Origin of the sequence: Mesorhizobium sp. LCM 4577 (assembly GCF_001854795.2) — a bacterium.
Lineage (GTDB): Bacteria > Pseudomonadota > Alphaproteobacteria > Rhizobiales > Rhizobiaceae > Mesorhizobium > Mesorhizobium plurifarium.
On sequence record NZ_MDDU01000002.1, the window covers coordinates 430177 to 442402 of the forward strand.

14 protein-coding genes are annotated in these 12226 nt (G+C 65.1%); 8 read left to right on the forward strand and 6 right to left on the reverse strand.

Features of this window, described 5'->3' with window-relative positions:
- Positions 1-45: 45 nt before the first annotated feature.
- Positions 46-417 carry a VOC family protein gene (locus LCM4577_RS06595; protein ID WP_071070325.1) on the reverse strand — a complete coding sequence of 124 codons (372 nt, stop codon included), beginning with the start codon at positions 415-417 and terminating at the stop codon, positions 46-48.
- 70 nt (positions 418-487) lie between these two features.
- Positions 488-1198: a YafY family protein gene (locus LCM4577_RS06600; protein WP_071070327.1), complete on the reverse strand. Its 711-nt coding sequence runs from the start codon at positions 1196-1198 to the stop codon at positions 488-490.
- Positions 1199-1304: 106 nt separating this feature from the next.
- On the opposite strand from LCM4577_RS06600, the gene LCM4577_RS06605 reads away from it, so the two are divergent.
- The 7 genes from LCM4577_RS06605 to LCM4577_RS06635 all read left to right on the forward strand — a co-directional run bounded on the left by LCM4577_RS06605 (position 1305) and on the right by LCM4577_RS06635 (position 8872).
- Positions 1305-1784 (forward strand): DUF1772 domain-containing protein, encoded by a 480-nt coding sequence (locus LCM4577_RS06605; RefSeq protein WP_371410029.1) that lies wholly within the window; start codon positions 1305-1307, stop codon positions 1782-1784.
- Between the two features lie 87 nt (positions 1785-1871).
- Positions 1872-2954 (forward strand): class I SAM-dependent rRNA methyltransferase, encoded by a 1083-nt coding sequence (locus LCM4577_RS06610; protein WP_071070330.1) that lies wholly within the window; start codon positions 1872-1874, stop codon positions 2952-2954.
- On the forward strand, positions 2955-3815 hold the full coding sequence (locus tag LCM4577_RS06615) for an RNA methyltransferase (RefSeq protein WP_071032684.1): 861 nt from the start codon (positions 2955-2957) through the stop codon (positions 3813-3815).
- A 10-nt stretch (positions 3816-3825) separates the two neighbouring features.
- A complete protein-coding gene (gene lspA / locus LCM4577_RS06620; RefSeq protein WP_071070332.1) occupies positions 3826-4314 on the forward strand; it encodes a signal peptidase II in 489 nt (162 codons plus the stop codon).
- Positions 4315-4422: 108 nt separating this feature from the next.
- Positions 4423-5412: an MDR family oxidoreductase gene (locus tag LCM4577_RS06625; protein ID WP_040990326.1), complete on the forward strand. Its 990-nt coding sequence runs from the start codon at positions 4423-4425 to the stop codon at positions 5410-5412.
- Between the two features lie 112 nt (positions 5413-5524).
- On the forward strand, positions 5525-7801 hold the full coding sequence (locus LCM4577_RS06630; RefSeq protein WP_071070334.1) for a PAS domain-containing hybrid sensor histidine kinase/response regulator: 2277 nt from the start codon (positions 5525-5527) through the stop codon (positions 7799-7801).
- A 183-nt stretch (positions 7802-7984) separates the two neighbouring features.
- The gene (locus tag LCM4577_RS06635) at positions 7985-8872 is read left to right on the forward strand and encodes a GNAT family N-acetyltransferase (RefSeq protein WP_041007857.1); all 888 of its coding nucleotides are present in this window, start codon (positions 7985-7987) and stop codon (positions 8870-8872) included.
- 85 nt (positions 8873-8957) lie between these two features.
- Here LCM4577_RS06635 and LCM4577_RS06640 read toward each other — a convergent pair whose 3' ends face one another.
- On the reverse strand, positions 8958-9596 hold the full coding sequence (locus LCM4577_RS06640) for a trimeric intracellular cation channel family protein (RefSeq protein WP_071070335.1): 639 nt from the start codon (positions 9594-9596) through the stop codon (positions 8958-8960).
- A gap of 97 nt (positions 9597-9693) precedes the next feature.
- Positions 9694-10326 (reverse strand): nucleotide exchange factor GrpE, encoded by a 633-nt coding sequence (grpE, locus tag LCM4577_RS06645; RefSeq protein WP_040990430.1) that lies wholly within the window; start codon positions 10324-10326, stop codon positions 9694-9696.
- Between the two features lie 216 nt (positions 10327-10542).
- On the opposite strand from grpE, the gene LCM4577_RS06650 reads away from it, so the two are divergent.
- Entirely contained in the window at positions 10543-10761 is a 219-nt protein-coding gene (locus tag LCM4577_RS06650) for a hypothetical protein (RefSeq protein WP_040990330.1), read from the forward strand.
- A 58-nt stretch (positions 10762-10819) separates the two neighbouring features.
- Here the strand turns inward: LCM4577_RS06650 and LCM4577_RS06655 are convergent, their stop codons facing one another.
- Positions 10820-11440, reverse strand: coding sequence for a DJ-1/PfpI family protein (locus LCM4577_RS06655; protein WP_040990331.1), 621 nt, complete (start codon positions 11438-11440; stop codon positions 10820-10822).
- Positions 11441-11653: 213 nt separating this feature from the next.
- Positions 11654-12187, reverse strand: coding sequence for a DUF934 domain-containing protein (locus tag LCM4577_RS06660; protein WP_071070337.1), 534 nt, complete (start codon positions 12185-12187; stop codon positions 11654-11656).
- Positions 12188-12226: the final 39 nt, after the last annotated feature.

The following is a 12226-nucleotide window of genomic DNA, read 5'->3' on the forward strand; positions in this document are numbered from 1 at the left end:
AGACTCACACCTACTGCCTACTGCCTACTGCCTACTGCCTACTGCCTACTGCCCATTCGGCCAGTAGACGCGCAGGCGATGATTGTCCGGATCGAGCGCCACGAAGGTTCGTCCGAAATCGAGATCGGTTGGCGCCTGCAGTACCTTAAGGCCTCTGCCGATCCAATCCGCGTGAGTGGCGTCGACCGTCGCTGCGTTCTCAACCGCGATCACGAGCTCGCCGCCACCGCCTGCTGCCGCCGCAGCCGGTTCCACTGTGTGGCGCGACCAGAGGCCGAGCTTGAAGCCTTTGTCGAGCACGAACATCACGAAGGTCGGCGAGGATTCGACCGGCTCGCGTCCGAGCAAGGAGGCATAGAACGCACCGCTCTTTTCCGGACTGTCGACATAGAGGATGACGAAATTCGGCGTGGTCATATCTGATCTCCAAACTATCTGAACCTTGGAAACCATACGCAGAGCTACTGTCAGATTCTGGCAGCAGCGATCAGCCGGAAGCGTCTTTCGCGCCGTTCCGGCCGGGCGCGTCAAGGCCCGCCCGCCACTCTTTCAGCATCGCCTGGCGGCGGCGCGGATAGCGGATGTCGGTCGCTGTCAGATCGGATATCCGGTCGGCGCGGAAATGCCGGAAATCCCGGCGCGTCTCGCACCACGCCACCATCACCCGCACCTTGTCGAAGAAGGCGAGCGCGAACGGCCAGACCAGGCGCTTCGATGCTGCTCCACCGGCGTCACGATAAAGGAAGCCGAGCTTGCGCTCGTCGCGGATCGCCTGCCGCACGATGGCCAGGTCGATCGCTTCGGCATTTTCCGAGCGCGGTCCGACAAGCAGCGTTGTCGCGTCGAGATCCTCGCGCAAATCATCCGGCAGCACCGCCGCGATCTTGGCCAGCGCATCGGCCGCGGCGACCRCCAATCTCTTGTCCGGCTGCTTCGCCACCCAGCGCGAGCCGAGTACGATCGCCTCGATCTCCTCGTCGCTGAACATCAAAGGCGGCAGCATGAAGCCGGGCCTCAGCACATAGCCAAGCCCCGCCTCGCCCTCGATCGGCGCGCCCTGCCCCTGCAGCGTCGCGATGTCGCGGTAGAGCGTGCGGATCGACACACCCATCTCGTCCGCGAGCATGCGGCCGCTCACCGGCCGGCGATGGCGGCGCAGGATCTGGATCAGGTCGAGCAGGCGTTCCGAACGGGACATGAATGGCTAACCGGCGTGCCGGACAATAAGGCTGGCCCGCGCATCGCGGCAAGCAGCCAATGCCACGGAACGCCTGCGTCCCGTTCCCGTTGTCTCCGCAATGGAGATGCGCRGTTTCCTGTTCTTCTGGTCGGTGCTGACCGTTTTCGTCGCGGCGCTCAGCCTTGGGCCGTCCTTTGCCCATGTGCTGGAATCGCTGCCCAGGCTGACGAAATGGTCGCCGGCGCTGTGGCGAGAGGCGACGGTCTTCAACGGCCAGTTCCTGCTTTTTGCCGTGATCGGAGCCCCGCTCGATATCGCTGCGATCCTCTGTCCGGCGTTGCTTGCCTGGATGCTGCGTGGCCAGGCTGCGGCCTTCCGCTTTGTGCTCGCGGCCACATTGCTCTATGCGGCCGCGCTGGCGCTCTGGTTCGGCCTCGTCAAACCGGCCAACGATATCCTCGCGACCTGGACGCCGGGACCGATCCCGGAAAACTTCGAAGCCATCCGGCTACGTTGGGAAACCGGCCACATGGCGGTGACTGTGGCCAAGGCGCTTGGCTTCATTTCGCTCTGCTTCGGCCTGCTCGGCGTTCGGCATGGCTGACGACCCACCATTGAATGAGCCGGGCTTTGTTGCGCCGGTGGGCTTAGCTGTGGCAGAAGCGGGCCGAACCGCCGGAGATGATCCTTCTTGAAATCTTTTCGCGACAAACGCCGCGATGGCCGCCCGCATCCCGCAAGGGCGGAACAGCCTCGCCCGCGTGATGCGTTCCCGGCCGGGCGGCATCAGGCCGCGCCCGCCGAGCGCCGCGAAACGAAACCGGCGGACCGGCAGGACGCCAAACCGGCGCCACGCGTGCCGGCGCGCCCCGAGGGCGTGCTGCCCGCCGAGCGCCTGCCATTGATCCTCGAAGTCGCGCCCAACGCCGATTACGCGCTGCTGGACAGCGGCGCCGGCGAAAAACTCGAGCAATATGGCCCCTACCGCATCGTGCGCCCCGAGGGCCAGGCAATCTGGCAGCGGGCCCTTCCAGCGAAGGAATGGGAGCGCGCCGACGCCATCTTCACCGGCGACACCGACGAGGAAGGCATCGGCCGCTGGCGCTTTCCCAAGGCGCCGCTCGGTGAGACCTGGCCGATGAAGCATGACGGCATCGATTATCTCGGCCGCTTCACCTCCTTCCGCCATGTCGGTGTTTTTCCGGAGCAGGCCTCGCATTGGGACCATATGGCCGGGCTGATCGCGGCGGCGAAGCGCCCGGTCAAGGTGCTGAACCTCTTCGGCTACACGGGCCTCGCCTCGCTGGTGGCAGCCCGCGCCGGCGCCGAGGTCACCCATGTCGATGCCTCGAAGAAGGCGATCGGCTGGGCGCGCGAGAACCAGGAGATGGCCGGCCTTTCCGGCAAGCCGATCCGCTGGATCGTCGAGGACGCGGTGAAGTTCGCCGAGCGCGAGGACCGCCGCGGCAGCCGCTACGACATCGTGCTGTTCGACCCGCCGGCCTATGGCCGAGGCCCGAAGGGCGAGGTCTGGCAATTGTTCGAGGACCTGCCGGGCCTCACCGACCTTTGCCGCTCGATCCTGACGCCGAAACCGCTGGCCGTCGTTCTCACCGCCTATTCGATCCGCGCCTCCTTCTTCGCCATCCATGCGCTGATGCGCGACACTTTTGCCGGCATGGGCGGCACGGTCGAATCCGGCGAACTGATCATTCGCGAGAAGTCGGCCGGCCGCGCTTTGTCGACCTCGCTGTTCTCGCGCTGGGTGGCTTGAATGAACCCACATGACGGCGCCCGCCCGGTTGGGCAGGTCAAGGAAGTCACCAGCCTTGCCAATCCCCTGGTCAAGGACATCAAGGCGCTGGCGCTGAAGAAATTCCGCGACCAGCAGAACGCCTTCATGGCCGAGGGCCTGAAGCTCATCATCGACGCGCTCGACCTCGGCTGGTCGATCAGGACCCTGGTCTTCGCCAAGGCCGGACGCGGCAACGCGGCGATAGAAAAGGCCGCCGCGCGCACCGTCGCCGCCGGCGGCACGGTGCTCGAAGTTTCGGAAAAGGTGCTGGCCGCCATCACCCGGCGCGAAAACCCGCAAATGGTGGTCGGCGTCTTCGCGCAGCAGACCGTGCCGCTGAAGGACATCCGCGCCAGGGACGGCGATGTCTGGGTGGCGCTCGACCGGGTGCGCGACCCCGGCAATCTCGGCACCGTGATCCGCACCGTCGACGCGGTCGGCGCCAGGGGCGTCATCCTGGTCGGCGACACCACCGATCCGTTCTCGCTGGAGACGGTGCGCGCCACCATGGGTTCGATCTTCGCCGTGCCGGTCGCGAGAGCCACCGAGCAGGCTTTCCTCGCCTGGCGGCGCGATTTTTCGGGTCTTGTCGTCGGCACGCACCTCAAGGGCGCGGTCGACTATCGCTCCGTCGATTTCACCAGGGGGCCGGTTCTGCTGCTGATGGGCAACGAGCAGCAGGGACTGCCCGACAGCCTCGCCGAAAGCTGCGACCGCCTGCTCAGGATCCCCCAGGCCGGCCGGGCCGATTCGCTCAACCTGGCGGTCGCCACCGGCGTGATGTTGTTCGAGATAAGGCGCGGCGCGTTGAAGCTCGAGCCCGCCAACGACAGCCGATGAGGACTCCCAAGTGAAATCCTGGTCCCCTTACGTCGTGCTGGTCGTCATCGTCATTGCGCTCGACCAGTGGATCAAGCAACTGGTCGAGAACGGGCTCGCTTTCCAGGAGAAGGTCGATCTCCTGCCCTTCCTGGCCCTATTCCGCACCTACAACACCGGCATCGCCTTCTCGATGTTCGAGTCGTTCGGCGATACCGGCCTGGTGGTCATCGCCGTGCTGGTCGTGGCCTTCGTGCTCTATCTCGCCACGCGCACGCCGGCCGGCCATGTCGTCGCCCGCATCGGCTTTGCGCTCATCATCGGCGGCGCGCTCGGCAACCTCATCGACCGCGCCGTCTACGGCCACGTCATCGACTACATCCTGTTCCACACGCCCGTCTGGTCTTTCGCGGTGTTCAACCTCGCCGACGCCTTCATCTCGGTCGGCGCGGCGCTTGTCGTCTTCGACGAACTGATCGGCTGGGGCCGCGAGGCCAAGCCCCAGGATCCAGGCAATTGACCTGACGCGGTTGAAGCCGCAGACTTCCGAGCAATTCCAGGAAAAGTGTGCAGCGGTTTTCCGTCCGGAATTGCTTAAAGCGTAAAGCTCAGAACCGAGGAGAAAAACGTGACCGACACCTTCAAAGCGATCCTCGTTTCGCGCGATGCTGACAAGAAGCAGTCCGTCGATGTCGTCGAYCTCACCGAGGCCGATTTGATGGAAGGCGACGTGACCGTCGCCGTCGAGGCGACGACGGTGAACTATAAGGACGGGCTCGCCATCACCGGCAAGGCGCCGGTCGTGCGCCGCTGGCCGCTGGTTCCTGGCATCGATTTCGCTGGCACCGTGATCTCCTCCTCGCATGCCGACTGGCGCAAGGGCGATAAGGTGATCCTTAACGGCTGGGGCGTCGGCGAGACGCATTACGGCGCCTACGCTGGCCGCGCCCGCGTCAACGGCGATTGGCTGGTGCCGCTGCCCGACGGCATGAGCCCGCATGACGCGATGGCCGTCGGCACGGCGGGCTACACGGCCATGCTTTCCGTCATGGCGCTGGAGCGTCACGGCATCGTGCCCGACCGCGGTCCGGTGGTGGTGACGGGTGCTGCCGGCGGCGTCGGCTCGGTCGCCATCTCGATCCTGTCCAGCCTCGGCTACCATGTCATCGCCTCGACCGGCCGCAACGCCGAGAGCCCCTATCTGATCGATCTCGGCGCCGCCGAGGTGATCTCGCGCGAGGAGCTCAGCCAGCCGGCGAAGCCGCTCGCCAAGGAGCGCTGGGCCGGCGGCGTCGACTCGGTCGGCAGCCATACCTTGGCCAACGTCCTGTCGATGACCTCCTATGGCGGCGCGATCGCTGCCTGCGGCCTGGCCGGCGGCATGGATCTGCCGGGAAGCGTCGCGCCCTTCATCCTGCGTGGCGTCTCGCTGCTGGGCATCGATTCGGTGATGGCGCCGAAGGCCGTCCGCCTGGAGGCATGGCGCCGCATCGGCACCGATCTCGACTTGAAGAAGCTTTCGACATTATCGCGCACGATCGGTTTCGACGGCATTGTCGCCGCCGCGCGCGACATCGTCGAAGGCAAGATCCGGGGCCGCGTCGTCGTAGATATGTAGCCGGAAGTCGCGGCTCCGCCCGCGCCCGCAAGGCGGTAGGAATCCACGCAATCGCTAAAATTCGAACGATCCCTCCCAATCTTCCATAATCTCTGTCTGGCATGGTCCGTGCATGGTCGCGGACTCCGACATCAGACAGGACAGCAAAGCCACGAGCGCTGACAGGCTCATCGCCGATGCGCCGAAGCGGCAGGTGCTTGCCGCGCCGCCGTTGGCTCCCGAATTGCCCGCGGCCAGCCACGAAGGCCTGCCGTTCCTGACGATCGTCGCCATCGCCGTCATGGCAGGGCTCGCGCATCTCACCGGAGCGCCGCTCATCGTCACCGCCGGCCTTGTTGCTGCGGCCCTTGCCGGCCTCGCCATGCATCTGCGCAGCCGTCGCGACGAGCGTCGCACCGCGGCACTTCTCGACGAAACCGCCGCCCGCAGTCGCGCCGAGATCGAGACCCTCGCCGACCGCATGTGGGAGATGCAGGAGAGCGAGGAACGCTTCCGCGGCCTGATCGACGCGCTTGGCGACCTCGTCGTCCATCGCGACCGCGACGGCCATATCGTCTATGCCAACAGCGTCTTTGCCTCGCTTGTCGACGTCGACGCGCGCGATCTTGCCGGCAGGACCTTGTCCGAGCTCGGCATCGATGTCGGCGTCGTCCCTGACGCCGCCTTCTCCGATCATGAATGCCTGAGCTCCACCGACGTCGCGATCCGCACCCCGAACGGGCCGCGCTGGTTCTCCTGGATCGAATTGTCGGTGCGCGACAAGGACACCGGCGCGGTCTCGCACCGGGCCATCGCCCGCGACATCACCGCCCGCAAGCGCGCCGAATCCTCGCTGATCACCGCGCGCGAGCGGGCTGAATATGCGAGCCAGGCCAAGTCGCGCTTCCTCGCCACCGTCAGCCATGAGATCCGCACGCCGATGAACGGCATCATGGGCATGGCGAAGCTGCTTGCCGATACCGACCTTTCGCCCGAGCAGCGCACCTATGTGGGCGCCGTCTCCACCTCGGCCAGCGCGCTGCTCGCGCTCATCGAGGACCTGCTCGACTATTCCAAGATCGAGGCGGGCCGCTTCGAGCCCGAGCCGCAGCCGACCTCGCTGCGTGAAATCGCCGACAACATCATCGAGCTTCTGGCCGCGAAAGCCTTCGCCAAGAACATCGGCCTTGGCTGCCATGTCGAGCCCGACGTGCCGCAGATGATCACCGCCGACCCCGGTCGCGTGCGCCAGGTGCTGCTGAACCTCATCGGCAACGCGGTGAAGTTCACCGACACGGGCGGCGTGCTGCTCACCGTGGCGCGCGCGCGCACCGAAACCACCGACCGCATCTGCTTCACCGTCGCCGACACCGGCCCGGGCCTGCGCGAAGAGGACATGGAGCGCATCTTCGAGGAGTTCGAGCAGTCCGACGGCACCTCGACCAGGGTGCATGGCGGCGCGGGTCTCGGTCTTGCCATCTCGAAGCGGCTGGCTACCGCGATGGGCGGCACGATCTCGGTCTCGAGCCGGCTCGGCGAAGGGTCCGAATTCGTCCTCGAGCTACCGGCGGTCGCTGCAACCGAGCCGCCGCCGCATCGCCACAACATCCTCGCCGACCGGCGAGCGGTGATCGTGTCGAAAAACCCCACCGAGGCCGATGCCATCGCCCGCACGATCAGGGCCCATGGCGGCATCGTCGAGATCGCGGCGACACCAAGCCAGGCCGCTCCCTTCGCTGCCGGCTGCAACGTGCTCCTGATCGACGCCGCGCTCGAAAACAGCGACGGCAGGCTGCTCAAGCGGCTGCGCGACTCGGGTTTTACCGACTGCGAGGCCATCACCCTGATCGCGCCGACCGACCGCGGCATGCTCGGCGAATTCCGCGCCAGCGGCTACGCCACTTTCCTCGCGAGGCCCGTGCGCGGCGAGACCCTGCTGCGGGTGCTGTTGACCAGCCATGGCTCCGCGCTCGTCCAGCCGCGGCCGGAGCCCCGCCAGGCTTCCTCGCGCAAGCGCGACCAGGGCCTGTCGGTGCTGATCGCGGAAGACAATGACATCAACGCCATGCTCGCCCGCGCCACGCTGCTCAAGGCCGGGCATCGCGTCAAGATCGTCGGCAACGGCAAGGCCGCGGTCGATGCCGTCACCGATGCAGGCCTCAAGTTCCGCTTCGACGTGGTGCTCATGGACCTGCATATGCCTGTCATGGACGGGCTCGATGCGATCGCCGCCATCCGTCGCCATGAAGAGTCGCTCGCCATGCCGCCGATCCCGATCATGGTGCTTTCGGCCGACAGCCAGGAAAAGACCCGGCATGCCGTGCTCGCCCATGGCGCCAGCGGTTTCGTGACCAAGCCGCTCGACCCGGACGCGCTCGTCCAGGCGGTCGAGGGCCAGGTTGCGGCCTGAGGAAATTTTTGACCGTTGAACACCTTGGCTTGACTGGCTTTCGCGGCCACAAGATAGCCGGTTGAGAGTATTGCCCAGCCGACAAAGTATTGCCCGCCACGTCGTATCACGGTACTGTCACAATCCTGTTGCACCTACACCGTATCCCCGTGCCAAGAGGGATGGCTCGAAGGAGAATCACTCGTGCATACAGTCGTGCCTGAATGTGACACTCGGCCGAACGCCGGCGGCGCCCTGCTCGCTGCCCGTACCGCCGACGCCGTCGCAAGCGGTGCTCCGCTGGGCCGCATCGGCAATCTCGAAGTGCGGCTCGCCCGCAACGAGGCCGAAATCGCCGCCGCCCAGGAAGTCCGCTATCGGGTATTCTACGACGAGCTCGGCGCGAGGAAGGACCTGTTCCAGGCGCAGAACCGGCGCGACGCCGACCGTTTCGACCCGCTCTGCGATCACCTTCTTGTGTTCGATACCTCCCTTCCCGGTCCTGAGCATCGCCGGATCGTCGGCACYTACCGCTTGCTGCGGCAGGAGATCGCCACAGCCGCCGGCGGCTTCTATTCCGAGGGCGAGTTTGAGCTCACCAAGCTGATCGCGCGGCATCCCGGCCAGCGCTTCCTCGAGCTCGGCCGCTCCTGCGTTCTGCCGGAATACCGCTCCAAGCGCACCATCGAGGCGCTCTGGCAGGGCATCTGGGCCTATATCAACCATTACGGCATCGGCGTGATGACCGGCTGCGCCTCTTTCCATGGCATCGTGCCGGCGGCGCATGCCGAGGCGCTGACCTATCTCGCCCATCATTGCCGCACCAACTCCGCCTGGGATGTTCGCGCGGTTCCGGGACGCTACTGCTCGATGGACCTGATGCCGATCGAGGCGGTGAACACCAAGGCGGCAATCGCCGCCATGCCCCCGCTGGTCAAGGGCTACCTGCGCGTCGGCGCCCGCATCGGCGACGGCTGCGTCATCGACCACGAATTCTCGACCGTCGACGTCTTCGTCGTCATGCCGGTCAAGGAGATCGGCGCCCGCTACGTCAACTACTATGGCGGTGAAGGGCAGCGCTTCGCGGCTTGAGGCAGTAGGCAGTAGGCAGTAGGAGAACTGCTACGATTCGTGCTCTTACGACTGTTGCCTAGTCCCTAACTCCTATTCCCTCTCTTCACGGAATATCTTCCGGCCTTCGCCCCGGCCGACTCTTGTAGGCCGGAAACGACCAGCCGAACTTGAGGGCCCCGCCGCGCACCGCGAACGCGCCCGCAAAGCCGAGCAGGCTCGACGCCAGCGCCGGCAGGCCGGCAAGATCGCCAATGGTGAAGATCGTCGCGCCGGCAAGGGCCGCGGTGACATAGATTTCGGGCCTGAGCAGCACCGAGGGCTCGCCGGCAAGCAGGTCGCGCAAGATGCCGCCGAACGTTGCCGTCAGCACGCCCATGATGACCGACACGACGGGCGAGCCGGTGATCGCCAGCCCCTTGGCCGCGCCCATCACCGAAAACGCGGCAAGGCCGATGGCGTCGAGCCAGAGCAACAGCTTGTAGCGGGATTCGAAGCGGTGGGCGCTGAAGAACACCAGCACCGCGACGACGGCGCAGATCAGCACATAGCCGCTGTTGGCGACCCAGAACACCGGCAGGTTGAGGATGACGTCGCGCAACGTCCCGCCGCCGATGCCGGTGACGCTGGCCAGGAACAGGAAGCCGATGATGTCGAGCTGCTTCCGCGATGCCGCAAGCGCGCCCGTCGCCGCGAAGACGGCGACGCCGGCATAGTCGAGCAGCGCGATGGGGTTTAAGGGCATAGGCAGTAGGGAGTAGGCAGTAGGGAACAAGGGCGTATAAATAACACGAAGCCGCGCGATTGATACGGCCCCCTACTGCCTACTGCCTATTCCCTAATCACGCATCCTTCTCGGCCTGCTCGTTCACTGGACCCGGCTCGACCTTCGCCTCGGCGGCCGTCTTCGGTCCGCCCTTGGCGACGCCGACCATCGCCGGCCGCAGCACGCGCTCGCCGATCGAATAGCCCGGCTGAACCACCTGCACGACGGTGCCGGCCGGAACCTCCGGATTGGGCACCTCGAACATCGCCTGATGGAAGTTCGGATCGAACTTCTCGCCTTCCGGCGCGAGCTTCTTCACGCCGTGGCGCTCCAGCGCCGAAAGCATGGCGCGTTCGGTGAGGTCGACACCTTCGATCAGCGCCTTGAACCCGGCGTCGCCGCTGGCCTTCGCCTCGGCTGGGATCGCGTCCAGCGCGCGGCGCAGATTGTCGGATACCGACAGCATGTCGCGCGCGAAATTGGCGACGGCGTAGGCGCGGGCGTCCTGCACATCGCGCGCTGTGCGCCGCCGCAAATTCTCCATCTCGGCCGCCGCGCGCAACGCACGGTCCTTCAGTTCCTCGTTTTCCTTCAGCAGCCGCACCAGCGCTTCGTAGTCGCCGTCGACACCACCTTCCGCACGCTCGCCGGAAGCCTGGGTGGCTTCCATATCTTCGGGCGTGCGTTCGTCTTTTGCCTGGTCGCTCATCGCGTTTCCCGTCATTCGGATTGGTTTGGATTTGCGCCCGATATCGAGGTTTGGCGGTCAAAAATCAAGGGGTAAGCGCGGACCGAGAATGTCCGGCCGTCGTTCCAAGTTAATTCAAATTTTACCCTATCACGCGGCTTTGCTTGCCCTCGAATGCCGTTGCGGGAACCATAAACGGGCTGGAGGAGTTTCGAAGCCGACACAGGATTTTGGGACATGAGCGGCAATCACGGCAACAGGCGCGCCGAGCTGGCCAACGATATCCGGCGGCAGGCCGGCAGCGAGGTAACGAAGCGCTTTCTGCGCACCTTGCCGGCATTTCGCCTGGAAAAGGAGATGCCCCAGCGGCTAAGTGATCTGCTTGACCGCCTCGACGATGCAGAGGCGGAGAATGCGGACGGCGGGCGGCGCTCAATTGCCGCGCGCCGCCACTAAGAGCAATTCCAGGAAAAGTGTGTAGGGTTTTCCGTCCGGAATTATGCAAAAGACAAGTTCAGGCCGCCTTCCGGTCATCGCGCATCAGCGCTTCGCCATGACGGATTTCCGTGCCGAGCACCTTCAGGCATTCCCGCATGAAGGCCGCGAGGCCCGGCCAGCCCTTGGCTGAAACCAGATTGCCGTCGACATGCGCCCCGGTCGGGGCGACATCGATATAGGTACCGCCGGCAAGCGTCACTTCCGGCTCGCAATACTGCAGCGCCGCGACCTCCTTGCCGCGCACCACGCCATCGACCGCGATCAGGATCTGCACGCCGTGGCAGATCGTGAAGATCGGCTTCCCGGTCTCATGGAAATGCCTGACCAGCGCCTGCACGCGCTTGTCGATGCGGATATATTCCGGCCCGCGCCCGCCCGCCGCATAGACCGCATCGTAATCGGCCGGATTCACCTCGGCGAAGGTCTTGTTGAGGATGTAGTCGTGGCCCAGCTTTTCGGTATAGGTCTGGTGGCCCTCGAAGTCGTGCAATGAGGTCTTCAGCACGTCGCCCGCCTTCTTGTCCGGGCATACGACATGGACGGTGTGGCCCACCGCGTGCATGGCCTGTTCGAACACGAAAATCTCATACTCCTCGCTGAACTCGCCAACGAGCATCAGTATTTTCTTACCGGCCATGCTCTTCCTCCTTTGGCTGGCTGTTATTTCGCGGTCCGAAATAATGACCCCTACCCTAAGCGCAGGCCAGCCGAAGGGAAAGCCTGAATCGCCAATGTGGTCCGACCAGAACGATACGGGGTTCGTTCCAGACCTATTTTGGGCCGATCCGGCCGCCGCCCTGTGCGGCGCTGGTCAGACCAGCACCGTACCCTCGCCGCTCGAAAAACAGAGTCAGCCGGGACGTTTGCGCCGCCAGGAATATTTCGGCCCCCTGGGTTCCRCCTCCACCGCCGGCTGATAGTACACCGGCAAGCCGCCGGTCTTGCCTTCCTCCAGGCGCTTCAACAGCACCGGGTTGGAGACCTCGAACTCGTCGAAGCCAAGTCGCAGCATATGCGGAAGCTGGTCGACCAGCACCTGACCGGTGGCGCGCACGGCGCCCTTGAAATGGTACCGGGCCCGCAGCAATTCGCCCTTGGAGAAGGAGCGGCCGTCATTGAAGGCCGGAAAGGCGAGCGCCACCAGGGACAACTGGTCGAGCAGGCCGGTTATCTTGTCGAGCTCGTCGCCGGGCTGCAGCAACACCCCGAGGCGCTCCTTGGCTGACTTGCGAACGTCCTCATCCAGCCCAAGAAAAACCTGTAGCGGCAGGACGAAACGGCCATTACCGGCAAGCGCTTCGGCGCTTTCGGCGTGCGTCCACTCGTCTTCGCGAAAACCGTCCGGGGTCCAAAGGCGGGTCCCCGCTGTCGTCGATCCAGTCATCAAATCCTAAAGTCCTAAAGATTCCAAGGATATGCCGAG

Bases quoted from the DNA above. Each gene is read 5' to 3' on its own strand.
- LCM4577_RS06595 (WP_071070325.1), bottom strand. From the start codon at position 417: ATGACCACGCCGAATTTCGTCATCCTCTATGTCGACAGTCCGGAAAAG.
- LCM4577_RS06615 (WP_071032684.1), top strand. From the start codon at position 2,955: ATGAACCCACATGACGGCGCCCGCCCGGTTGGGCAGGTCAAGGAAGTC.
- LCM4577_RS06630 (WP_071070334.1), top strand. From the start codon at position 5,525: ATGGTCGCGGACTCCGACATCAGACAGGACAGCAAAGCCACGAGCGCT.
- LCM4577_RS06640 (WP_071070335.1), bottom strand. From the start codon at position 9,596: ATGCCCTTAAACCCCATCGCGCTGCTCGACTATGCCGGCGTCGCCGTC.
- grpE (WP_040990430.1), bottom strand. From the start codon at position 10,326: ATGAGCGACCAGGCAAAAGACGAACGCACGCCCGAAGATATGGAAGCC.
- LCM4577_RS06650 (WP_040990330.1), top strand. From the start codon at position 10,543: ATGAGCGGCAATCACGGCAACAGGCGCGCCGAGCTGGCCAACGATATC.
- LCM4577_RS06655 (WP_040990331.1), bottom strand. From the start codon at position 11,440: ATGGCCGGTAAGAAAATACTGATGCTCGTTGGCGAGTTCAGCGAGGAG.